Genomic DNA, 23,391 nt, shown 5'->3' with positions numbered 1-23,391 from the left:
GTCACCGACGGAACGCCGTTCCGGAACGAATGGAACGTTGAGTGGTGAAAGGTGGATCGTGGAGGCGATGGAGGTTGCCGGCACATTCAATGTGCGGGCGGTCGCGGGGCCCGGCCTCTCACCGGGCGTACTGTTCCGCTCCGCAGCGCTCGATCACCTTCGCGACGAAGGCCGGAACAGTTTGCGCGCGTGTGGTATCCGCACGGTGATAGACCTGCGCGACGTCACCGAACGTGCCACCGCGGATACGACGGGCGACTGGTCGGTGGCGCACCATCCGCTGTACGACCCGCGCACGGGTCCGCCGCAGATCGGGGACATCGCCGTCGTCTACCGGACACTGCTCGACGAACGTGGCGGCGCCCTCACGGAGGCGCTACGCGCCCTCGCCTACGCCCCCGCCCCGGTCTTGGTGCACTGCACCGCAGGTAAGGACCGCACGGGACTGGTCGTCGCCCTGGCTCTCGCGGCAGTGGGCGTTCCGCACGCGGTGATCCTCGACGACTACGCCCGGTCGGGAACGCAGGTGCGACCCCACCGTGAGGAACCGGTGCGGCGACTGTTGGCGGGGCTTTCACTCGACCCCGCCGACTACGCCCGGGCACTCGAACTCCACCTGGATTCGCCACCGCCGGCGATGGCCTCCGCCCTCGCTCACGTCCGCGGCCGGTACGAAACAGTCACGAACTATCTTCGTGCCCACGGGTTCACGGAGACCGACTTCGAGGCGCTGCGCGTGCGATTGCTCGACACCACCGAACTCACGGTGCTGCACCTGAGCGACGTGCACGCCACCGCCGCCGCACCGCTCTACACACAGGTCGACGGCACCGCCCGGGTGCGGCAGGTCGCCGAGCGCGTGGAATCGTCGATGCTGCGTCCGGACGTCGTCGTGGTCACCGGAGACCTGTCGCACCACGGTGAATCCTCGACCTACCCGGCCCTCGCCGCGGCGTTCGCCGAGTTGCGCGCCCGGCTCGGATGCCCGGTGGTCGTCGTCCCCGGAAACCACGACGAACCATCAAGCTTCACAACGGTTTTCGGGCGAAACCCGATAGAACACGTGCACGGATTCCGGGTGATCGGGCTCGACACCGCGACAGGATCGGTGTCGCGAGAGGACCTGGACCGGCTGCGCGCCGAGCTTGGCTCGCCCGCACCGAACGGCACACTCCTGGCACTGCACCACCCACCGGTACCGTCACCCGCAGCCACACTCGCCGGACGTGAACTGGCCGCCCCGGAGGAACTGGCCGCGGCGCTCGACGGCTCCGACGTCATGGCGATCCTCGCCGGCCATTTCCACCACCCGATGAGTGGGATGTTCGCCGGGATCCCGTTGTGGGTGGGTGGTTCGCTCGCCTACCTGCAGGACATCGGGACGTCCGCCGACACCGTCGTCGGGTTCGATGCCCCGACGTATTCGATAGTCCGCTGCTCACGGCACGGGGTGAGCGCGCTGCCTATTCCCCTGCACACCCCCGACGTGCTGTTCAGGTCGAGCCCCACCCTCACCGCCGCCGCGCCCTGACCCGAACTCCTCATCCCATCGATACCCACCCCTTTCGACCAGGAGAAACTTGTGAAATCCCTGTCCCGCCGCATATCGGTCGCCGCGCTCGGCACCGTCGCCGTGCTCACCCTCGCCGCGTGCTCCGAGCCCGCCGCATCCGACGCCGAACAGACCGGCACCGCCGCGAGCGGCGACGCCCAGACTCTGACGGTGTACACCTCCGAACCGCAGGCCAAGATCGATGCGCTCGTCGCCGCGTTCACCGAGGAGACGGGCATCGACGTCGAGGTGTTCCGCGCGGGCACCGGCGACCTCACCGCCCGCATCGAGGCCGAGCGCACCACCGGCACGATCGGCGCCGACGTGCTGCTCGCCGCCGACGCCCCGACCTTCGAGGGCTACAAGGCCGAAGGGCTCCTGCAGCAGTACACCCCCGCCGACGTGGACGCACTGAACCCGGACGTCGTCGACCCCGACGGCTTCTACGTGGGCACCCGCATCATCCCGACGGTGATCGCGTACAACACCTCGGCGGTCGACTCGCCTCCCACCGCGTGGAAGGACTTGGCCGACCCGAAGTACCTCGGCAAGATCACGCTGCCGAACCCCGATGTGTCCGGTGCCGCCGCCTTCAACACCGCGGTGTGGCTCAGCACCCCCGAACTCGGCGAGAGCTGGCTCGAGGCACTGGCCGCGAACGAACCGGTGGTCGCCGAAAGTAATGGACCGGTCGGGCAGGCCGTCGCGGCCGGAACGCAGCCGGTGGGCATCGTCGTCGACTACCTGGTGCGGGAACTGGCGGCGAAGGGATCTCCGATCGGGCTGGCCTATCCCACCGACGGCATTCCCTACATCTCGCAGCCGGCAGGCATCTTCACCGACTCGGACGCCGCCGAGGCGGCACGTAAGTTCGTCGACTTCCTCGTGAGCAAGCAGGGCCAGGAACTGGCCGTCGAGCAGCAGTATTTGCCGGTGCGCGGCGACGTCGGCACCCCCGACGGAGCACCGGCACTGTCCGAACTCGCGCTGCTCACCCCGGATCTGCAGAAGATCACGCAGATCCAGGACGAGGCAGTCCGGAAGTTCAATGGCCTCGTCGGTTAGCACCGAATCTTCTCCCGCCGCCCGAGCCCTGCCCGGGCGGCGGTTCGAGCCCGTCGGCGCCGTGCGGGTGGCGGTGTGGTTGTTCGTCGCGGCGGTGATCGTCGCGCCGCTCGCCACTGTCGTGTCACTCGGCGTCGGCGGCAACCACATCGGACAGCTGATCGACGACGATATCGTCGGCGCCGCGACCCACAGCGTGGTGTCGGCCGGTCTGTCGGCGGTGTTCGCGGTGGTTCTCGCGACCGTGATGGCGTTGCTGCTCGACCGCACCGATCTGCCCGGGCGCGGTATTCTGCGCCTGATTCTGTTGTCGCCGCTGCTGATCCCGCCCTTCGTCGGCGCGATTGCGTGGACCGGCCTGCTCGGCCCGAGCGGCACGGTGAACCGGTTCTGGACCGAGACGTTCGGTGCTCCGCTGTGGAACATCGACGGCGGCGACGGCGTCGTGTTCCTGCTGACGGTGCACTCGTACCCGATGGCGTACCTGATCATCGCGGCGGCGATGCGAAGGGTGCCCGGCGACCTCGAACAGATCGCCCGCATCGGCGGCGCCTCCCCGTGGCACGCGATGCGCACCGTGACGCTGCCGCTGCTGCGGCCCGCACTGCTCGCCGCGTTCACCCTCACGGCGGTGTCGAACCTGGCCGACTTCGGGATTCCCGCCCTGATCGGTCTGCCGGACCGGTACGTGACGTTGTCGACGATGGTGTACCGGTACATCCAGTCCGGCACGGTGGACCGTCCGCTCGAGGTGGTCTCCACCATCGGGATCGTGCTGCTGCTACTCGCCGTACTCGCGGTGGTCGTCGATCGGCGACTGTCTCGGCGCACCCGGCAACTCGACGGCCCGGTCACCGCCCCGCAACCGCTACCTCTCGGCGGTGTCCGGATCCTGTCCGGTGCACTGGCCTGGACCGTGGGTCTCGCGCTGACGGGACTCCCGATCCTCGCGCTGGCGTCCCAGGCGCTCCTCCCCGCGCCCGGCGTGCCGTTGACCTTGGACAATCTGACACTCGACAGCATCGTGGCAGCGGTGACCGCGCCGGGAACCCTGGTCGGCGTACAGAACTCCCTCTTCCTCGCCGTCGGTGCGGGAATCGTGTGCGCGGTCGCCGGGCTGGTCGTCGGAGTGCTCACCACCCGCACCCGTGCGCGGGACAACACGAGCCTGGATCTGCTCACGATGCTGCCGCAGGCCGTGCCCGGGCTGGTCATTGCTGTGGGCTGGCTGATCGTCGGCCGCTACACGAGCTTGTTCGACACCCGGTGGGTGATCCTGTGCGCGTACGTCACCGCATTCCTGGCGATCGTCGTGCAAGCGGTGCGTGCGCCGTTGTCCACCACCCCCACCTCGCTGGAAGAGGCGGCGCGCGCGTCCGGTGCGTCCCGCCTGCGGTCGTTACGGGACGTGCCGTGGGCGATGACGGTGCCGGCCGCGACGACAGGCGGCATGCTGGTGGCGTTGACCGCGGTGCGCGAGCTGACCATGTCGGTGCTGCTGGTGGCACCGGGCACCCAGACCCTCGGGGTGTCCATCTTCAACCTGCAGCAGGCCGGCGACTACAACGCCGCGTCCGCGCTGTCCCTGCTCGTCGCGCTCGTCGGCATCGCGGGTATCGGCCTGCTCGCCGGCAGCCGCGCCGGGCGCTTTTGACCCATTTACAGATCGGAAGTCATCGTCATGTCCGCGATCACCCTCACCGGTGTCGACCTTCACTACCCCGACGGCACCGTGGGACTGTCCGGTATCGACCTGGACGTGCGTGATGGCGAGTTCGTCGCGCTCGTCGGACCGTCAGGTTCGGGTAAGACCACCCTGCTGCGGACCGTCGCCGGTTTTCTCGCCCCCACCGCCGGCCTCGTGTGCCTGGGCGACGAGGTCGTCGCCGACGGCGCACACACCGTGCCCCCGGAGAAGCGCAAACTGGGAATGGTCTTCCAGCAGCATGCGATCTGGCCGCACCGCAGCGTCGGGCGCAACGTTGCGTACCCGCTCGAGGTCGGGAAGGTGCCGCGCGCCCGGCGGGCCGAGCGGGTCGCCGAAGTGCTCGAGCTGGTGGGGCTGCCCGGGTTGGCGAAGCGCGATCCGGCGACCCTGTCCGGTGGTCAGCGCCAGCGCGTCGCGCTCGCCAGGGCACTGGTGGCACAGCCGCGCGCGTTGCTGCTCGACGAGGCGCTGTCTGCGTTGGACGAACCGCTGCGCGATCGGTTACGTCTGGAACTGCGCACCCTCACCCGCACACAGAACCTAACAGTCGTGCACGTCACGCACGACCGCGCCGAGGCCCTCGCCCTGGCCGATCGGGTCGTCGTGCTCGACAGCGGGCAGATTCAGCAGGTCGGCACACCGGAGGAACTGGTGCAGCGACCGCGCTCGGCATTCGTCGCGAAATTCCTCTCGGACGCGAACCTATTGCACGGCACCGTGTCCGATAACGGGTTCTCGAGCGCCGACGGCACCGTTCACGTGGGGCGGGATCGGCTGGCCGACACGTCGTCCGGCGTGGGCACCCTCGCCGTGCTGCCCACCGACATCGCGGTGACGACGGTGGAGAACGTCGGAACCACGCAGGGGATCGTCATGTCGTCTCTGTTCGGGCGTGACGCGAGCGACGTCGTCGTATCCTGCGACGGTGCGCAATTCCGTTGTGCGGTACGCGGCACCCGGCCGGTGGTCGGCGACCGCGTCGGTCTGACAATCCGCCGCGCTCTGTTCTACCCGGACCCGACGCAGGTCGCCGCACCCACTCTCGGTGCGGCAGCGCTGGCAAGTACGTCGCGATGAGCCAGACGACCCGATTGGCGCTGGTGCGCCACGGCCGCACCGACTGGAACCGGCGGGGGCTGCTGCAGGGCCACACCGACACACCGCTCGACGACGTCGGCCGCGCGCAGGCCCGCGATGCCGCGCGGATGCTCGGAGCCGATGCGTGGGATACGGTGGTCACCTCCCCGCTCTCGCGCGCGATCGACACCGGCAGGATCATCGCCGCGCATCTCGGAAACAGCATTGCGGGAACATATTCCGACCTTATCGAACGAAGCTACGGCGCCGCCGAAGGGCTGACCCGGGCGGACGCCGAGCAGCGATGGCCCGACTGCGACTTCCCCGACCTCGAGCCCCTCGAGGCGGTTTCTGCACGTGGACGCCGCGCCCTCGATGCGATCGTCGAGATGCATCCCGGATGCCGGATCGTGGTCATTACGCACGGGGCGCTCATCCGCGCGGTGCTCGGCGATCTCTGTGGCATTGCAGTGCCGCGCATCGTCAACGGCGCGGTCAGCGAGATCGAATGGGCAGAAGTGTGGCGGATACGGTCGGTCAACCGCACGACCACAACACGGTCCCCGAGCCGTTGACCGTCCCGGCGTTCATCGGCGGCACCCGCTGACTGGGTGCCGCCTGCAGCGACCGTCGGTCGCCTACCTGGGACCCATCCGGATGGCTCCGTCGAGGCGAATGGTTTCGCCGTTGAGCATGGCGTTGTCGATGATGTGCGCGGCGAGGGCGGCGTATTCGGCAGCCTTGCCGAGCCGGGAGGGGTGCGGCACCTGCTGTCCGAGGGACTTCTGGGCCTCCTCGGGAAGCCCGGCCATCATGGGCGTTTCGAAGATTCCGGGTGCGATGGTGACGACGCGGATGAGGTGGCGGGCCAGTTCGCGGGCGATCGGCAGTGTCATCGCGGCGACGCCGCCCTTGGATGCGGCGTAGGCGGGCTGACCGATCTGGCCGTCGAATGCGGCGACGGAGGCGGTGTCGATGATGACGCCGCGTTCCCCGTCGACGGGTTCGGTCTGGGCGATCTTCTCGGCGGCGAGGCGCAGGACGTTGAACGTGCCGACGAGGTTGATGCGGACGACGCGTTCGAAGTCCGCGAGGGGAAGGGCGCCGGCCTTGCCGAGAACCTTGCCGGGCGTGGCGATTCCGGCGCAGTTGACCACCACGCGAAGGTCGCCGAGCGACGCGGCGAAGTCGATCGCGGACGTGACGTCACCGGCGGAGGTGACGTCGGCGGCCGTGAAGTAGGCGCCCTTCCCGATTTCCTTGGCGGCCACTTCCCCGTCGGACGACGGGAGGTCGAGCAGCACGACCTGGGCGCCGTGCTCGTGCAGGGTCCGGGCGGTGGCGTTGCCGAGTCCGGATGCTCCGCCGGTGACGACAGCGACGGCTCCATCGATCTTCACAAAGTTCTCCTCGAATAGGGTTGCGGCAGTGTTGGGTAAGCGGGGTTGTCAGGGGACGCGCAGGATCAGGGCGTCGCCCTGTCCGCCGCCGCCGCACAGGGCGACGGCGCCGGTGCCGCCGCCGCGGCGCTGCAACTCGAGCGCGAGGTGCAGCGTGATGCGGGCGCCGGACATGCCGATCGGATGACCGAGGGCGATCGCACCGCCGTTGACGTTGACCCGGTCGGGATCGACGCCGAGTTCGCGGGTGGAGGCGATCCCGACCGCCGCGAACGCCTCGTTGATCTCGATCAGATCCAGCTCGGCAGGCGCGATACCGGCTGCATCACAGGCTTTCGCGATGGCACCGGACGGCTGGAACTGCAGACCCGAATCCGGTCCGGCGACCATGCCGTGCTCGCCGATCTCGGCCAGCCAGGTCAGTCCCTCGGCTTCGGCGCGTTCCTTGCTCATCACCACCACGGCGGCGGCGCCGTCGTTGATCGTCGATGCGTTCCCCGCGGTGACGGTGCCACCGTCCCGGAACGCGCCACGCAACCGCGCCAGGGTTTCGGCGGTGGTGTCGGGGCGGATGCCTTCGTCGCGGCGCAGCCAGGTGCTCTCACCGCGGCGGGCGGGGATCTCGACGGGGACGACCTCGTCGTCGAAGATCCCGTTGTCCCATGCCTTGGCGGCCAGATGGTGGGAGCGGGCCGCGAACGCGTCCTGGTCCTCGCGGGCGATGACGTCCCTGTCGTTGCCGGCCTCGGTGAGCAGCCCCATCGGCTGATCGGTGAACGCGTCGTGCAACCCGTCGAGGGCCATGTGGTCGACGAGGGTGACGTCGCCGTACTTGAAACCGCCGCGTGAACCGGGCAGCAGGTGCGGTGCCTGGCTCATCGACTCCATGCCGCCGGCGACGATCACGTCGAATGCGCCGGACCGGATGAACTGGTCGGCGAGGATGATCGACTCGACCCCCGACAGGCAGACCTTGTTGATGTTCAGCGACGGGGTGCTCATCGGGATGCCGGCCTTCGCGGCGGCCTGCCGGGCGGGCATCTGCCCGGCGCCGGCGGTGAGGACCTGCCCCATGATGACGTACTGCACCTGGTCCGGGGCCACACCGGCCTTGCCGAGCGCCGCGTCGATGGCGATTCCGCCGAGGTCGGCGCCGGAGAACCCGGCGAGCGAACCCTGCAGCCGGCCGATCGGGGTGCGGGCGCCTGCGACGATCACAGAAGTGGGCATATCAGGAGGAGCCTTTCTCGGGGGTGGGTACGTCAGTTCGCGGCGAGGGTGCGACTGATGACCAGGCGCTGAATCTGGTTGGTGCCCTCGAAGATCTGCGTGATCTTCGCTTCCCGCATGTACCGCTCGACGCGGAAGTCGCGGGTGTAGCCGTAGCCGCCGAGCACCTGGACGGCGTCGGTGGTGACCTTCATGGCGGCGTCGGTGGCGACGAGCTTGGCGACGGACGCGTTGCGGGAGTACGGCAGGCCGGCGTCGCGGCGGCGGGCCGCGTCGATGTAGGTGGCGCGCGCGGAGTCGACGGCCGCCGCCATGTCGGCGAGCAGGAAGCCGAGCCCCTGGTGGTCGATGATCTTCTTGCCGAACGCAGTCCGTTCCTGGGCGTAGGCGACTGCCTCGTCGAGGGCGGCCTGCGCGAGACCGACGGCGACGGCGGCGATGCCGAGCCGGCCGGAATCGAGTGCGCTGAACGCGATCTGCAGACCCTGGCCTTCCGTGCCGATACGTCGTTCCGCGGGCACGAAGGCGTCGTCGTAGTGCGCGGACGTCGTGGGCACGGCGTGCAGGCCCATCTTCTCCTCGGGCTTGCCGAACGTCAGGCCCTCGGTGTCCTTGGGGACCAGGAAGCAGGAGATTCCCTTCGATCCCTCACCGGTGCGGGCGAAGAGGTTGTAGAAATCGGCGATGCCGCCGTGGGTGATCCACGCCTTCGCGCCGTTGACGACGTACCCGCCGTCGGTTGCGGAGGCCTTGCAGGTCAGTGCGGCGGCGTCGGATCCGGCCTGCGGCTCGGACAGGCTGTAGGCGCCGATGGTGTTGCCGCCGAGCATCTCCGGGAGCCACTGCTGCTTCTGCTCGTCCGTGCCGAACGCCATCAGCGGGTGGCAGGCGAGGCTGTGGACGCTGACCGCGACCGCGACCGATGCCCAGCGGGCGGCGATCTCCTCGAGCACCTGCAGGTACACCTCGTACGGCTGCGCGCCGCCGCCCCACTCCTCCGGGTACGGCAGGCTCAGCAGTCCGGCCTCGCCGAGGGTGGCGAACACGCCTTCGGGGTAGGTCTCCGCCTTCTCGTGCTCGTCGACGATCGGCGTCAGGACCTTGTCGGCGACGTCACGCGTGAGCTGGATCAGGTCACGGGCTTCGTCAGTAGGCAGCAAGCGATCGACGGCCACGGTTTCTCCTCGAGAAGGCTACGGAAAACAGTACTGGATTACGCCCCAGGGTACTGATTGCGAAATAGTACTGCAAGGCATCGCCCAGTACTATTTCTGTCATGGAGCAGCCCACCCGAACCGGTTTCGCCACCCGACGGCGCACCCAGCTCTTCGACGCCCTCGTCGACCTGATCCTGGTCGAGGGGTTCGCCCACTTGACGCTCGACGAGATCGCGAACCGGCTGCGCTGTTCGAAGTCGACGCTGTACACCCTCGCCGGCAGCAAGGAACAGCTGGTCCGGGCCGCCACCGTGCACTTCTTCCGCCGCGCGACCGACGACGTCGAGTCGCACATCGAGCCGATCACCGGGGCCCGCGAGCGGATCACCGCCTATCTGTCGGCCGTGGGCACCGCACTGTCGGCCGCGTCCGACCAGTTCATGACCGACCTCGACGCCTTCCCGCCGGCACGGGAGGTATACGAACGGAACACGCAGTTCGCGGCCGGCCGGGTCCAGGAGTTGATCACCGAAGGCGTCGCCGGCGGGGACTTCCGCGACGTGCACGCCGCCTTCGCCGCCGACCTCGCCGCCACCATGATGGTCCGCATCCAGCAGCGCGGGGTCCGCGACAGCACCGGGCTCGACGACGCGCACGCCTACGCCGAACTCGCCGCCATCCTCACGGGCGGCATCAGCGCCTGAACCGTGTCACCGAGTTCGTGCGCCGAGTAGTTCTGCGGTTCTCCGCAACCGCATCAGCACCTGCAGATCGAGAGCCTTGTCGGGGTCGCGCCAGTCCGGGCCGAGGAGGCGGTCGATCGCGTCGAGACGCTGGTAGAGGGTGTTGACGTGCACGCCGAGACTCGACGCGGTCGCCGAATGGTGACGGCCGTGAGCCAGATACTCGGACAGTGTTTCCAGCAGTGGCACTCCGCGTTTGGCCTGCTCGGCCATCAGCGGGCCCAGTTGCGCCTCGGTGAGTTCGTCGAGGTGCTCACGCGCCATGTGGCTCAGCAGGATCCGGTAGATGCCCAGACCGCGCGCGGACGAGACCTCGCCTGCGCGTCCCAATGTGTCGAGCACATCGACGGTCTGCTGGGCTTCGACGTAGGCGCGCGCGAGCGCCTTCGCGCCACGCGCGGGCTCCGCGATACCGATCGTCGCGCCGAGCCGTCCGGCGGTGAACACCGCCTGGACGGAGGCCGAATTTTTGGCGGGCACGACCGCCAGGGCGCGGGAGCCATGCTCCGCTGCAACGGTTCCCGAGGGGAAGGGCAATGTCCCGAGAGCGGTGCGGACCGTGTCCTGGCCCGCGGCGATCGCCACGGCGACGCAGTACGTCGTGTCGGGGTTGAGTCCGGCCAACCGCAGTTGGCGGCGCTCGTCCTGTGCGGTGGCGGCGGGATGGGTCAGGAGGTCGACGAGAAAAGCATCCCGTGCGCGACGCGTCGCCTCCCCCGCCGCACGTTCCTCGGCGAGCGACAGTGCGATCGCGGGTGCCGCGCGTTCGAGCAGGAGGCGAGTGGTCGGCTGCCCGGCTCCCACGGACAGGAGCGCGCCGAGCATCTCGCCGGCAGCCGCGACACGCTGCGCGATCACCTCGCCGCGTTCGGCGTGGTCGTTGCCGCCCGCGCGCAGCTCACGGACCGCCGCCGACACCTCGTCGGCGTGCGGCATCAGGTCCACGGGCAACTCGGATTCGTCCTGCACGAAATAGGCCGGTTGCCGGGAGAGTTGGGCGACCTCCTGCACCAGACGCTGCACCCCGGCGCCGAGCAGCACCACCTGAGTCAGCGTCCGATCCCATTGCAGTATCTGTTCGAGCTCGGTTGTGCGCTGCGATAATTCGGCGTTCACCGATTCGAGCCGTGCGATGGTGTCTCGCTCACGTTCCAACGAGCGAACGTTCTCGATCGCGATCGCCGCATGGGCTGCCAGCGCCGACAACAGCGCGATCTCGGATTCGGTGAAGGCCCGTTCCTGACGCTTGCACGCGAACAGGGCACCGATGACGCGGTCGGCGACGCGCAGGGGCACCCCGAGCAGGCCGCGCATGTTCTCCGACCGCGCTGCGCTGTCGGCTCCGGTGATGTGCCGGAACGCCGGTTCGCTCTGGTAGTCGGGCGTCCACTCCGGCGCGGACCTGCGGACGATCAGGCCCACGAGTCCTTCGTCCAGGGACAACCGGATTCCGACGAGGTTCGGGGTCAGGGCCCCGCTGGTGACCTCGATGACGAATTCCTCGTCGTAGACCGACCCCATGTAGGCGAGATCCACACCGAGCAGCTGCCGCGCCTGATCGACCACTTCCTGCAGCAACACCCGGTCGTAGCGGACGGTCGTCAATCGGGCGGCGATGTCGTTGAGCGCCGCCAACTCCCTACTGCGCTGTTGGCGCTGGTCGAGCTGCGCCCGGAGCCGAAGTGCGGCGTTGGCTTCGCGTTCGACCGCGGCCCTGTCGGACGCGTCGGATTCCTCGATCAACGTGCGCCGGAGGGCATCGAGTTCGTCGATGGGTGCGTCGTCGAGCAGCAGTTCCATCCAGCCGCGATCGGCAGTACTCACTGGTGCCTCCATCCATGGATTCCTGGATTTGATAGATGAAATCTACATTGGCCGAGATGCAGATCACAGCTAGATTCGAGACATCACCTTCTCGCCCGCAAAGGACCGGTTTTCGCCATGTTGATCGATGCAGTGTTGGCATCCCTCCCCGCGGATCGCGTCGTGCGCGACCCCGACGTCGTCGCGAAGTACCAGCACGACGAAGCCGAGTGGGCGCCGTACGCCGCTCCACTCGCGGTCGTCAGGCCCCGAACGGCCCTCGAAGTCCAGGCTGTCGTGCGCGCCTGCCTCGACCACGACACCGCCGTCGTCACCCGGGGCGCCGGGACCGGTCTGTCCGGCGGAGCGAACGCCACCGACGGCTGCGTCGTCCTCGCCCTCGAGGGCATGAACGCGATCAAGGAAATCGATCCGCTCGAGCGGTATGCCGTCGTCGAGCCCGGCGTGGTGAACGACCATCTCCGCGCCGCGTGCGCCGAACACGGACTCTGGTATCCGCCGGATCCGGCCAGTTCGCCGTGGTCGACGATCGGAGGGAACGTTGCCACCAACGCGGGCGGACTGTGCTGCGTCAAGTACGGCGTCACCCGTGACTACGTGCTCGGCATGCAGATCGTGACCGGCACCGGTGACCTCGTGCGCCTCGGACGCAAGACCGCCAAGGGTGTGGCCGGTTACGATCTGGCGGGTCTCATGGTCGGGTCCGAGGGAACGCTCGGCGTCATCACCGAAATCACCGTCAAGCTGCGTCCACTCCAGGACCCGCAGCGCACGGTGGCCGGCTACTTCGACTCCATAGTCGACGCGGGCCGGGCCGTCAGCGCGGTGGCCGCGGCGGGACTCACCCCGTCGGCGCTCGAACTGGTGGACAAGCAGTGCCTCATCGCCGTCGACGCGTGGAAGAAGATGGGACTGTCGGTGGAGGCGAACGTCGTTCTGCTCGGCCGCATCGACACCGCGGGAGTCGTCGGCGACCAGGAAGCGGAGAAGATGCTGTCGTGCTTCGAGGAAGCCGGAGCCACCTGGTCTGTCGTCTCCACCGACCAGGAGGAAGCCGACGCGTTGTTCGCTGCGCGTCGTCTGGCCTACCCCGCGATGGAGCGGCTCGGACCGGTCCTCACCGAAGACGTGTGCGTGCCGAAACGGGCTGTCCCCGAGATGCTTGCGCGCATCGAACAGATCGGTATCGACCACGGGACCACCATCGCCAACATCGCACACGCCGGCGACGGAAACCTGCACCCACTCCTCATCACGCCGCGCGACGACGAGGCCGCCCGCGCCCGCGCGCAGGCCGCGTTCGCGGACATCATCGACGCGGCACTGGAACTCGGCGGCACGGTCACCGGCGAGCACGGTGTCGGTCTACTGAAGATGGACGGCCTCGCCCAGGAACTCGATCCGGTCGTCCTGGGCATGCATCGAGCGGTGAAGAACGCCCTCGACCCACACGGAATCATGAACCCCGGGAAGATCTTCTCGTAAACCACCCCGAGCACCAACGCCTGTCACGCAAGCTTTTCGGCCGAGCGGGACACGGCGGTCCGACCCATGCCCACTCCTCAGAAAGCCGAGTCATTCATGTCGTCTGTACTGCAGAAACCCGAGATCGAGGCGAGGGTGGTCCGGAAGGTCGCCCGGCGGCTCATTCCGTTCCTCGGCCTGGCCTACTTCGTCAACTATCTCGATCGGACCAATATCGGGCTGGCGAAGCTGACGATGAGCGAGGAACTCGGACTCACCGAGACCATGTTCGGTCTGGCCTCCGGGCTCTTCTTCATCGGATATCTCCTGTTCGAGGTGCCGAGCAATCTCGCGTTGCACAGGTTCGGGGCACGCCGGTGGATCGCCCGGATCATGCTCACGTGGGGAATCATCGCGGCGGCCATGGCCTTCGTGCCCAATGCCGGCTCGCTGTACACGCTGCGCATGCTGCTGGGTATCGCCGAGGCGGGTTTCTTCCCGGGTGTGCTGCTCTACCTGACCCTGTGGTTTCCCCGCGCCTATCGGGTCCGGCTGATGGGCCTGTTCCTTCTCGCGCTCCCGGTGTCGTCGGCGCTAGGCGCCCCGCTGTCGAGCGCCATCATTCAATACTGGGACGGGCTGTTCGGACTGTCCGGGTGGCGGGTCATGTTCCTGCTCGAGGGGATCCCCGCCGTCGTGCTCGCGGTGGTCACCTGGTTCTACCTGACGGACCGGCCCTCGCAGGCCACATGGCTGGACGAGGACGAAAAAGTCTGGCTCACTCGTGAACTCGAATCCGAGGCGGCCGAATCCGGTTCCCACATCAGCGGCTCGGTTCGCCGGGCGCTGACCGACTCCCGCGTGTGGATGCTGGGGCTCGTCTACTTCGGAATCACCTACGGCTTGTACTCGCTCAGCTTCTTCCTGCCCAGCATCGTCGCCGGTTTCAAGAAGACGTTCGACACCGACTTCTCACTGGTCACCACCGGGTTGATCGTCGCGGTCCCGTTCGCGGTCGGTGCTGTCGCAATGGTGTTGTGGAGCAGGCACTCCGACCGGACCGGGGAGCGGATCTGGCACGTCGCCATCCCCACCCTGATCGGAGCCGTCTCCATCCCGATCGCCCTGTACATGCAGTCTCCGCTCACGACGATGATCGCGGTGACCGTCAACGCGGTCGGTGTGTTCTGTGCCCTGCCGGTGTTCTGGTACCTGCCCAGCACGTTCCTCACCGGCGCGGGCGCCGCGGCAGGCATCGCCGTCGTCAACTCGGTGGGCAACACGAGCGGTTTCGGGGCCCCGTACGTCACGGGATGGCTGTTCGACGCCACCGGGAACTCACGCGCAGGCCTGTGGGTCGTCGGGGCGGTCATGCTCGTCGCCGTGGTGCTGGTCCTCGTACTCAGATCGCGGGTAACTCCCACTCGCAGCGTCGAAGACGTCGGCGGGGAGGTCGTCGCCGCACATCACTGATCGGAGAACAGGCGCTGCCGGGCGGTCGACGGCAGCGCCTTCGTCATTGCTCCTCGGCGATCCGCTCGAGCAGCGGCCGGGTTCGGTAAGGGATGGCGTCGCGCATCGCCACGGACACCGTGGTGCGCTCGATCCCGGGCACGGCGAGGATGAGGCCGGCGACCCGATACAGATCGTCGGCATCGACGGCGACCACGCCGATGTGCAGGTCCGCCGCCCCGGAGATGCCGACGACCTCCACGACCTCGGCGATGTCCCGCAGGTGTTCGATGACGTCCTCGAGGCGATGCTGGTCGACCACCGCGGTGACGAACGCCTGCAGGGGGTATCCCAGATCGCGGGGTGACACGCAGCGGTCGACCGGTGCGAGCACTCGTTGCTCCTCCCAGCGAGACATCCGTGCTTGCACGGTATTCCGTGCCATCCCCAGCAGCGAGGCCAGCTGCACCCCGGTGGCGCGAGGGGCGTCGCACAGGGCGAGCAGCAGCCGGGCGTCGGTCCGATCGAGTTTCGTCATGTAGCGCAGTATGCCAGAGTTTGCCGCTCGCTATTTGAGCATTCTGCTTATATTGAATGACAACACTTGCGCATGATGGATCCTGATGATTGTGTGAATGCAACATTCTGACCGACACGGTCACTCGCGGGTGGCGAGCTCTCCCGGTACATCACTTTCGGAGGTTTTCGTGTTCGACAATGACGATGTGGTGCAGCTGGTCACCGAAACCGGTGCGCGAGTAGAGCATCCGGACTACTCCCGGTACGTCGACGATGTCGACATCACCGCGGTGCGTGCGCTGTACGAAGACCTGGTCGTGGTGCGACGCATCGACGCGGAGGCGACCGCGCTGCAGCGTCAGGGCGAACTGGGGCTGTGGGCTCCGCTGCTGGGGCAGGAAGCCGCGCAGGTCGGGTCGGCGCGCGCCCTCCGTCCGGACGACTTCGTCTTCGCCAGCTACCGCGAACACGGTGTCGCGTACTGCCGCGACGTCGACCCCACCCACATGCTCAGGTTCTGGCGGGGGTCGACGCACTCGGGCTGGAACCCGTTCGAATACAACATGACGACCCCCGCGATCATCGTCGGCGCGCAGGCGTTGCACGCCACCGGGTATGCGATGGGCATGCAGTTCGACGGCTCCGACGGCGCCGCGATCACCTACTTCGGCGACGGCGCCACCAGTCAGGGCGATATCTCCGAGGCCTTCGGGTTCGCCGCGAGCTTCAACGCGCCCGTGGTGTTCTTCTGCCAGAACAATCAGTGGGCGATCTCCGAACCGGTCAGCCTGCAATCGCGGGTGAGTATCGCCGCGCGGGGCCGGGGCTTCGGGGTTCCCGGCGTGCGCGTCGACGGCAACGATGTCCTCGCCGTGATCGCCGTGACCCGGGCCGCGCTCGAACGGGCACGGGAAGGCAGCGGACCCACCCTGATCGAGGCGGTCACCTACCGGATGGGTCCGCACACCACGTCCGACGACCCGTCCCGGTACCGGCCGGCCGCGCTCGACGAGGAATGGAAACGCAAGGATCCCCTCGACCGCATCCGCGCCCTCCTCGAGTCGGCGGGCGCGATCGACGACGACTACCTCGCCGCCGTGCAGCAGCGCGCCGACGACACCGCAGCGGCGTTGCGCCGTGGATGCCTCGAGACCGTCGAACCCGAGCCGATGTCCCTGTTCGACAACGTGTACGCCGAACCTCATCCCCTCGTCGACGAAGAGCGGCGCCAGTTCGCCGCCTACCTCGACAGTTTCGAAGGAACCGAAGCATGAGCACAGCCATCTCCGCGGCCGCCCCGACCACGCTTCCGCTCGGCAAGGCCCTCAACGCCGGCCTGCGCCGCGCCCTCGAGAACGACCCGAAGGTCGTGCTCATGGGAGAGGACATCGGCAAACTCGGCGGTGTCTTCCGCATCACGGACGGACTGCAGAAGGACTTCGGTCCCAACCGTGTCATCGACACCCCGCTCGCCGAATCCGGGATCATCGGCACCGCAGTCGGTCTCGCGATGCGCGGATACCGCCCGGTGTGCGAGATCCAGTTCGACGGGTTCATCTACCCCGGCTTCGACCAGATCGTCTCGCAGGTCGCCAAACTGCACTACCGCACGAGCGGAAACGTGAAGATGCCGATCACCATCCGCGTCCCGTACGGCGGCGGCATCGGTGCGATCGAGCATCACTCCGAGTCGCCGGAGGGGTATTTCGCCGCGACCGCCGGTCTTCGCGTCGTCACCTGCAGCACCGCCGCCGATGCGCACACGATGATTCAGCAGGCCATCGCGTCGGACGATCCGGTGCTGTTCTTCGAACCCAAGCGCCGGTACTGGGAGAAGGGGCAGATAGACCCGGCGGCCGAGACGAGTCCCCTGCACAAGGCCCGGGTGGTCGCACCGGGCACCGACGCCACCGTCGTCGCCTACGGGCCGCTCGTGACAACTGCACTGCAGGCCGCGAAAGTCGCTGCGGGCGAGGGTAGGTCGATCGAGGTGATCGATCTGCGGTCCATCTCCCCGCTCGACGTCGACACCGTCGCCGCGTCCGTGCAGCGCACCGGACGCCTGGTGATCACCCACGAGGCGCCCGTGTTCCTCGGGATCGGTGCCGAAATCGCTGCCCGCATCAGCGAGCGCTGCTTCTATCACCTCGAAGCGCCGGTGGCCCGCGTCGGCGGCTTCACCGTCCCGTATCCGCCGGCGAAACTCGAGGAGCACTTCCTGCCGGACGTCGACCGCATCCTCGACGCCGTCGACCGCACCTTCACCGCGTAGGAACCAGGAGTTCGCCATGCCCACTGTCCAGACATTCCTGCTGCCCGACCTCGGCGAGGGCCTCACCGACGCCGAACTGCTGACCTGGCTGGTGAAGGTCGGCGACACCGTGACGCTCAACCAGATCATCGCCGAGGTCGAGACGGCGAAGGCGTCGGTGGAGTTGCCCTCGCCCTACGCCGGAACGGTGGTCGCGTTGCACGCCGAGGAGGGGACAACTATCGACGTCGGCAGCCCGTTCATCGACGTCGCGGTCGCCGGCGAGGGCCAGGCGGACGCGCCCGAGCCGACCGCTCCCGCGGCCCCGGCCGAGCGGACCCCGGTCCTGGTCGGCTACGGCGTGGCCGAGGACTCCTCCAGCCGGCGCCGGCAGCGGCGTCCGGCGGGAACCCGGGTCGACGTCACCCCGGCGCCGCGCACGTCGCGGCCGCTGGCCTCTCCCCCGGTGCGGTTCGCCGCGAAGCAACACGGAGTCGACCTCACCGAAGTGGACGCAACCGGGGTGCACGGTGAAGTCACCAGGGACGACCTCGAGCGCCACCGCACCGCCACCCCGGTCACGACGTCGGCGGCGACGGTCCCGGCGGACGCCGACGAGGAACGCATCCCGATCAAGGGTGTCCGCAAGCACACCGCCGCAGCGATGGTCCGCAGCGCATTCACCGCCCCGCACGTCACCGAGTTCGTCACGGTGGACGTCACCCCGACGATCGACCTCCTGGCTGACCTGCGCGACACGAAGCACTTCACCGACGTGCGCCTGACACCACTGACGTTGGTGGCCAAGGCATTGCTCGTGGCGCTGCGCACCAACCCGACCCTGAATTCGTCCTGGGACGAGGACGCCCAGGAGATCGTCGTCAAACGCTGCGTGAATCTCGGCATCGCGGCCGCCACCCCGCGCGGGCTGATGGTGCCGAACATCAAGAACGCCCACACCCTCGGTCTGCGAGACCTCGCGATCGCCCTGTCGGATCTGACGACCACGGCGAAGGAGGGCAAGACCGGGCCCGCCGATCTGGCCGACGGCACGATCACGATCACCAATGTCGGCGTCTTCGGTGTCGACGCGGGCACGCCCATCCTCAACCCCGGGGAGGCGGCGATCCTGTGCTTCGGGGCGATCCGCAGGCAGCCGTGGGAACACCAGGGAGAGATCGCGTTGCGGTCGGTCACCACACTGAGCCTGTCGTTCGATCATCGACTGGTCGACGGCGAGCAGGGATCGAGATTCCTCGCGGCCATCGGTCAGATCCTGTCGGACCCGTTGACGTTGATCGCACTGAGCTGAAATCCAGTCCACTTCGACCTTGCTGCACGTCCCATGGCGTGCCCGACCGAGGGAGTTTTCCCATGTCCGACCAACCGGACGTCCTGATTCTCGGCGGTGGATCCGGCGGGTACGCCTGCGCCTTCCGCGCCGCGCAACTGGGTAAGACCGTCACCCTGATCGAAGAGGACAAGGTCGGCGGAACCTGCCTGCACCGAGGGTGCATCCCCACCAAGGCGCTCGTGCACGCCGCCGAGGTCGCCGACACCGTCACGCACGCGTCGGCCCTCGGGATCGGGGCGACGCTCGACGGAATCGACCTCGGCGGTGTCCACGCGTACAAGAACGCGACGGTCGACCGCCTGTACAAGGGCCTGCAGGGGTTGGTCCGCGGCCATAAGATCGAGGTGGTGCACGGCACCGGCCGCTACGGCGGAGGGCGCACCGTGCACGTCGGCGATCGCACGATCACCGGCACGTCGCTGGTGCTCGCGACCGGCTCGCAGGTCCGGAGCCTGCCCGGACTCGAGATCGGTGGCCGCATCCTCACGAGCGACGAGGCACTGACGTTTCCCGAACTTCCGAAGCGCGTCGTCGTACTCGGCGGCGGTGTCATCGGGGTCGAATTCGCCAGCATCTGGGCATCGTTGGGTGCCGCCGTCACCATCGTCGAAGCGCTGCCCCGGCTCGTCGCCGCCGAAGACGAGTGGTCGTCGAAGCAACTCACCCGGGCCCTCCGCAAACGCGGCATCACCATCATGACCGGCACCCGATTCGCGAAGGCGGTCCAGGACGAGAGCACGGTCAGCGTCACGGTGGAGTCGGGCGACACGATCGAGGCGGACCTGCTGCTCGTCGCGGTCGGCCGCGGACCCCGGACCGCCGACATCGGACTCACCGAGAACGGCGTCGTACTCGACCCCCGCGGTTTCGTCACGGTCGACGACTCCCTGCGGACCTCGCAGCCGGACGTGTACGCGGTCGGTGACATCGTCGCCGGTCCGCAACTGGCGCATCGCGGATTCCAGCAGGGAATCTTCGTCGCGGAAACGATCGCAGGCCTGAGCCCGGCACCGATCGAGGACAGCGGCATCCCCCGGGTGACGTACTCCAACCCCGAGGTCGCGTCGGTCGGGCTCACCGAAGACCAGGCCCGCGAGCGGCACGGAGACGTCGCCACCGTCGTCTACGACCTCGCCGGCAACGGCAAGAGCCAGATCCTCGGAACCAGCGGCGGCGTCAAACTGGTGCGCGCCGGAGCCACGGAGGGACCGGTTGTCGGGATCCACATGGTCGGAGAACGCGTGGGCGAACTGATCGGCGAGGCCCAACTGATCGTCAACTGGGGCGCCTACCCCGACGAAGTCGCCACCCTGGTTCACGCGCACCCCACTCAGGCCGAAGCGCTCGGCGAGGCACACCTCGCTCTCGCGGGAACACCACTGCACAGTCACAGCTGATCGCTGGCCGACCTCGCGGGTCGCGCCCGTCGCCGGCGGAAGCCGTTCACGATCCTGCAGTCCAGAACGTCTCGAGCTTCTCGGCCGTGATCACGGTGCCGAAGTTCTGTGCGACGACGGACACCGAAGCGTCGTGGGCAGTTCGGCTGTAGGTGGCAGCGCAGTCTTCGACGAGCGAAACCCAGTATTCGTGAAACAGCGCGCTACGCAGACTCGACTCGACACACACCTCGGTGGCGACGCCGGTGAAGAGCAGGGAATCGATGCCGAGGGAACGCAGGGTGAGGTCGAGGTTGGTGCCGACGAATGCGCTGAACCGGTTCTTCGTGATCACCACGTCGCCGTCCCGCGGAGCGACGGCATAGTAGTCTGCTCCGGGTGTTCCTGTGCGGCAAGTAATTCCGGTGCGTGCCGCGTCCGGTCCCTCGCCCACGCGGCCGAGCCACTGGGGTGTATCAGTGGTTTCGTCGTGCAGGGTGCGTACGAAGATCACCCGGACCCCGGCCGTGCGCGCAGACGAGACGAGGTGGTCCAGGCGCGGAGCCATCGCCACCGGGGCGGTCACGTCGAAGCCCTTCTGTGCCAGCGACCCGTCGGGGGAGCAGAAATCGTTCTGCATGTCGATGACGATCAGTGCGCACCGGGCGGGGTCGTAGCGGAACGGGACCGAGCTCAATTCGTGGTGTCCTTCCATGTCAGGGGTTGTGCGGAAACCTTGTTCGGCGATGAGCCGCTACCAGATGACGACGGCGGCTCCGGTGGCCAGCAGCAGTCCGGCCATCACCGGGACGACGAGGTGGCGGACCAGTTCGGCAACCGGTATCCGGCAGAAACCGGCGACCACCACCAGCGACGACCAGATCACGAGAGTTCCCCCGCCCGTCCACGTGGCACCGTTCTGGGCGATGGCCGCCAAGGTCGCGGTGTCCATCCCGGACTGCGGCGCCAGCGCGGCAGCCAATCCACCGGTGAGGGGTAGGCCGGCCCACCCCGAACCGTCGAGACCGACCGCCATACCGATGAAGAGCATGCTGAGCGCGACGAATACGCCGTTGTCGGGGATGTACGGCTGCACGCGTTCGACGGTGTCGAAGAGGAAGGCCGGACCGGTGGTGTCGTCGTCGAGTCCGAGAATGGCGCCCGAATAGTCGGGAATGCCGATGTACACGAACCCTGCGACGGGAAGGATGATGCCCATCGCCTTGAAGGCGTACGACAGACCGTCGACGAAGTGGGTGGCGCAGAATTCGAGAGCCTCGGATCGTCGTGACGTGATGGTCACGAGTGCCATCAGGATGATTGCCGTGCCTCCCACCAGGGACGCGCCGCCGCCGTCCTCCCAGGGGACGATGTCGGTGAAACGACCGACCAACATGTAGGCAAGGACGGCGAGGAACGCGGCGGGCACGCCGATCGCCCACGCACGGGTCAGTGTCGGGCGATCCGTGATTCTCGTTCCGTCGTCCTCGAAGCCGGGCAGTTCCTCGTCGAGCACGTCCGTGGCGGTGGGTGAGACCGCGACGTCCTGACCCGGCGGGAAACCAGCGGACGTGCCGGCGGGCGTGCCACCGACACCGCCGGTGGGATGCACGGTTCCACCCATCGGTTCGGTGCCCGGAACTGGGTCCGTACGCATCCTGCGGCGGACGGTCAGGAAGTAGGCGAGCACCGCCGCGGTGACACCGACGATCAATGAGATCACCAGGGCACGGTCGGCGATGTCGTCGGCGGGAACGCCTGCGCCGCTCGCGGAAATCGACGGCGCAAGACCGATCACGTAGTCGGAGGCGATCGACATTCCCTGCCCGGAGATCGCGAGAACCACCGCGGCTCCGAGCGGCGGCAGACCCACCTTGATCGCGGCAGGAAGTAGGACCGCACCGATCAGGGCCAGTGCCGGGGTCGGCCAGAAGAACAACGAGAGAAGATAGGTGAAGACGAACAACACGATGTAAGCGACGCGGCCATTGACCATCCACCGGCTGATGGGGCGCACCATCACCTCATCGGAACCGATCGCCCGCATCGCCGCGAGCATCGAGGTCACCGCGGCGATGACGATGAAGATCTCGAACAGCGCGGTGCCGGAAGTGATGGTGGCCCGGAACACCGACATGATGGCATTCGGGACGCTGCCGCTGTACGCAAGTGCTGTGGCAAATGTCGCGACTACCGCGGGGATCATGACGTTCTTGCGTAGCGCCATGGCCACGATCAGAGAAGCGAGGCCGACTAAGAACACGATCTGCGCAGCGCCCACGTGCGACTCCTTGTATCGAACTACTTGCGGCGAGTACCTCGGAAGTGTGCGGGCGAGGACGGCCGAGTAGCGACCTATGTCGGGTCACGACGCGGGGCGCCGCAGCCCGGTTGTCGCATGATCGTGGCCTACCTTTGATGTGTCGTCAACGTCAAAGTGACTATGCGAGAGCCCATTCGATGTGCAAGGTGCGCAGAAAATGACAACCGCGTTTCGGCTTCGGCGGGTCGTGTGAACGATTACAGTATTCTGCGGCTTCCGTTGGCCACGTATAGGATGTCGCCGGTCGCCGGCACATCGTCGCCCGTCTTGACCGCACCACGTGCAGGCGCACGAGGAGCCGCCCGCGGCAGAGGAAGAGGGGGGCGTCCCCGGCCACGAGCGGCGGACGGCCTCCCAGCCGAGGGGGACCGGTCAGGGGGCCTGGCTGCCACTCGGGGCCGTCGAGCCCGGGGCAGCGTGGATGCCGGGTACCCGCCGACGTGCGGGGCTACTCGCTTCGGGCAGGAAAAATTTCGTCCTAGTGACGATGCTGCCCGCGACAGTCTGACCTGCGAAGATCATCCTTCTCGCGGGCGACCCCGCCGGACGCGCTCGAGAGCGCGGGTGTTTAGTTGTGCGTAACACGATCTGTGCGGGTGGCGAGTTCCCGGCGAGACGACGTTCTCGGCGCCGTTTCGGCCGGAGCTCTGTTCGTCCAGCGCCGGCGGCGCCCTCGTCAGGGTCAGCTATCTCAACGTCTCCAGCGGTGACCGCGGGTCGGTGGTCGTGAAGCCGTGCGTGAATTTCCTGGAGCCCGCACCGGAACGCGCCACCGTGCGCACGGGTTCCGGTCCGGTTGCGTTCACAGTGTCCGTCATCGGTTCGGGGTTCTACCCGCGGGCCGGCCAGCCCTCGCTCCCCGGAGTCGGAGGCTTCGTCGCCCCCTGACCGGGAAT

The 23,391-nt window shown here is 67.8% G+C and carries 20 protein-coding genes; 13 read left to right on the top strand and 7 right to left on the bottom strand.

Features of this window, described 5'->3' with window-relative positions:
• Window positions 1-67 precede the first annotated feature (67 nt).
• The 5 genes from ACLIVD_RS35585 to ACLIVD_RS35565 are packed head-to-tail and all read left to right on the top strand — an operon-like array spanning window position 68 to window position 5,977.
• Window positions 68-1,531, top strand: coding sequence for a tyrosine-protein phosphatase (locus ACLIVD_RS35585; protein ID WP_491932959.1), 1,464 nt, complete (start codon window positions 68-70; stop codon window positions 1,529-1,531).
• A 51-nt stretch (window positions 1,532-1,582) separates the two neighbouring features.
• Window positions 1,583-2,617: an ABC transporter substrate-binding protein gene (locus ACLIVD_RS35580; RefSeq protein ID WP_491931592.1), complete on the top strand. Its 1,035-nt coding sequence runs from the start codon at window positions 1,583-1,585 to the stop codon at window positions 2,615-2,617.
• Window positions 2,601-4,271 carry an ABC transporter permease gene (locus ACLIVD_RS35575; RefSeq protein WP_491931591.1) on the top strand — a complete coding sequence of 557 codons (1,671 nt, stop codon included), beginning with the start codon at window positions 2,601-2,603 and terminating at the stop codon, window positions 4,269-4,271. The genes ACLIVD_RS35580 and ACLIVD_RS35575 overlap by 17 nt, the downstream gene beginning before the upstream one ends.
• Window positions 4,272-4,298: 27 nt before the next feature.
• On the top strand, window positions 4,299-5,402 hold the full coding sequence (locus tag ACLIVD_RS35570) for an ABC transporter ATP-binding protein (protein ID WP_491931590.1): 1,104 nt from the start codon (window positions 4,299-4,301) through the stop codon (window positions 5,400-5,402).
• Window positions 5,399-5,977 carry a histidine phosphatase family protein gene (locus tag ACLIVD_RS35565; RefSeq protein ID WP_491931589.1) on the top strand — a complete coding sequence of 193 codons (579 nt, stop codon included), beginning with the start codon at window positions 5,399-5,401 and terminating at the stop codon, window positions 5,975-5,977. The genes ACLIVD_RS35570 and ACLIVD_RS35565 overlap by 4 nt, the downstream gene beginning before the upstream one ends.
• 63 nt (window positions 5,978-6,040) lie before the next feature.
• On the opposite strand, the gene ACLIVD_RS35560 is transcribed toward ACLIVD_RS35565, so the two are convergent.
• From ACLIVD_RS35560 to ACLIVD_RS35550, 3 genes are read right to left on the bottom strand one after another with little or no spacing between them, the layout of a single operon-like run.
• Entirely contained in the window at window positions 6,041-6,802 is a 762-nt protein-coding gene (locus ACLIVD_RS35560) for an SDR family NAD(P)-dependent oxidoreductase (RefSeq protein ID WP_491931587.1), read from the bottom strand.
• Between the two features lie 48 nt (window positions 6,803-6,850).
• Window positions 6,851-8,032 carry an acetyl-CoA C-acetyltransferase gene (locus tag ACLIVD_RS35555; protein WP_491931586.1) on the bottom strand — a complete coding sequence of 394 codons (1,182 nt, stop codon included), beginning with the start codon at window positions 8,030-8,032 and terminating at the stop codon, window positions 6,851-6,853.
• Between the two features lie 32 nt (window positions 8,033-8,064).
• Entirely contained in the window at window positions 8,065-9,207 is a 1,143-nt protein-coding gene (locus tag ACLIVD_RS35550) for an acyl-CoA dehydrogenase family protein (RefSeq protein ID WP_009476363.1), read from the bottom strand.
• Window positions 9,208-9,308: 101 nt separating this feature from the next.
• Here ACLIVD_RS35550 and ACLIVD_RS35545 point away from each other — a divergent pair, with 101 nt between their 5' ends.
• Complete coding sequence (locus tag ACLIVD_RS35545) at window positions 9,309-9,893, top strand: TetR/AcrR family transcriptional regulator (RefSeq protein WP_009476362.1); 585 nt, start codon at window positions 9,309-9,311, stop codon at window positions 9,891-9,893.
• Between the two features lie 6 nt (window positions 9,894-9,899).
• On the opposite strand, the gene ACLIVD_RS35540 is transcribed toward ACLIVD_RS35545, so the two are convergent.
• Entirely contained in the window at window positions 9,900-11,768 is a 1,869-nt protein-coding gene (locus ACLIVD_RS35540; RefSeq protein WP_491931585.1) for a helix-turn-helix domain-containing protein, read from the bottom strand.
• Window positions 11,769-11,873: 105 nt separating this feature from the next.
• Here ACLIVD_RS35540 and ACLIVD_RS35535 point away from each other — a divergent pair, with 105 nt between their 5' ends.
• Complete coding sequence (locus tag ACLIVD_RS35535; RefSeq protein WP_283333242.1) at window positions 11,874-13,241, top strand: FAD-binding oxidoreductase; 1,368 nt, start codon at window positions 11,874-11,876, stop codon at window positions 13,239-13,241.
• Window positions 13,242-13,337: 96 nt separating this feature from the next.
• A complete protein-coding gene (locus tag ACLIVD_RS35530; protein ID WP_491931584.1) occupies window positions 13,338-14,693 on the top strand; it encodes an MFS transporter in 1,356 nt (451 codons plus the stop codon).
• 43 nt (window positions 14,694-14,736) lie between these two features.
• On the opposite strand, the gene ACLIVD_RS35525 is transcribed toward ACLIVD_RS35530, so the two are convergent.
• The gene (locus ACLIVD_RS35525) at window positions 14,737-15,210 is read right to left on the bottom strand and encodes an Lrp/AsnC family transcriptional regulator (RefSeq protein WP_016881876.1); all 474 of its coding nucleotides are present in this window, start codon (window positions 15,208-15,210) and stop codon (window positions 14,737-14,739) included.
• 169 nt (window positions 15,211-15,379) lie between these two features.
• On the opposite strand from ACLIVD_RS35525, the gene pdhA reads away from it, so the two are divergent.
• From pdhA to lpdA, 4 genes are all read left to right on the top strand, one after another.
• Window positions 15,380-16,465, top strand: coding sequence for a pyruvate dehydrogenase (acetyl-transferring) E1 component subunit alpha (pdhA, locus tag ACLIVD_RS35520; RefSeq protein ID WP_491931583.1), 1,086 nt, complete (start codon window positions 15,380-15,382; stop codon window positions 16,463-16,465).
• Window positions 16,462-17,463: an alpha-ketoacid dehydrogenase subunit beta gene (locus tag ACLIVD_RS35515; RefSeq protein WP_280779404.1), complete on the top strand. Its 1,002-nt coding sequence runs from the start codon at window positions 16,462-16,464 to the stop codon at window positions 17,461-17,463. The genes pdhA and ACLIVD_RS35515 overlap by 4 nt, the downstream gene beginning before the upstream one ends.
• Window positions 17,464-17,479: 16 nt before the next feature.
• Window positions 17,480-18,754: a dihydrolipoamide acetyltransferase family protein gene (locus ACLIVD_RS35510; protein WP_283333239.1), complete on the top strand. Its 1,275-nt coding sequence runs from the start codon at window positions 17,480-17,482 to the stop codon at window positions 18,752-18,754.
• A gap of 62 nt (window positions 18,755-18,816) precedes the next feature.
• Window positions 18,817-20,193 (top strand): dihydrolipoyl dehydrogenase, encoded by a 1,377-nt coding sequence (lpdA, locus tag ACLIVD_RS35505; RefSeq protein WP_283333238.1) that lies wholly within the window; start codon window positions 18,817-18,819, stop codon window positions 20,191-20,193.
• Between the two features lie 46 nt (window positions 20,194-20,239).
• Here lpdA and ACLIVD_RS35500 read toward each other — a convergent pair whose 3' ends face one another.
• Both ACLIVD_RS35500 and ACLIVD_RS35495 read right to left on the bottom strand, forming a co-directional pair.
• Entirely contained in the window at window positions 20,240-20,869 is a 630-nt protein-coding gene (locus ACLIVD_RS35500; protein WP_349307413.1) for a cysteine hydrolase family protein, read from the bottom strand.
• Between the two features lie 57 nt (window positions 20,870-20,926).
• Window positions 20,927-22,453, bottom strand: a complete 1,527-nt coding sequence (locus tag ACLIVD_RS35495) for a permease (RefSeq protein ID WP_491931582.1) — start codon at window positions 22,451-22,453, stop codon at window positions 20,927-20,929.
• A 780-nt stretch (window positions 22,454-23,233) separates the two neighbouring features.
• Between ACLIVD_RS35495 and ACLIVD_RS35490 the strand changes: the two genes are divergently transcribed.
• Window positions 23,234-23,383, top strand: coding sequence for a hypothetical protein (locus tag ACLIVD_RS35490; RefSeq protein WP_280779410.1), 150 nt, complete (start codon window positions 23,234-23,236; stop codon window positions 23,381-23,383).
• Window positions 23,384-23,391 lie beyond the last annotated feature (8 nt).

The organism is Rhodococcus sp. G6(2025) (assembly GCF_058628105.1).
Note: the sequence above shows the minus strand (reverse complement) of the source record. Positions and strands in the feature narration are given on the sequence as shown.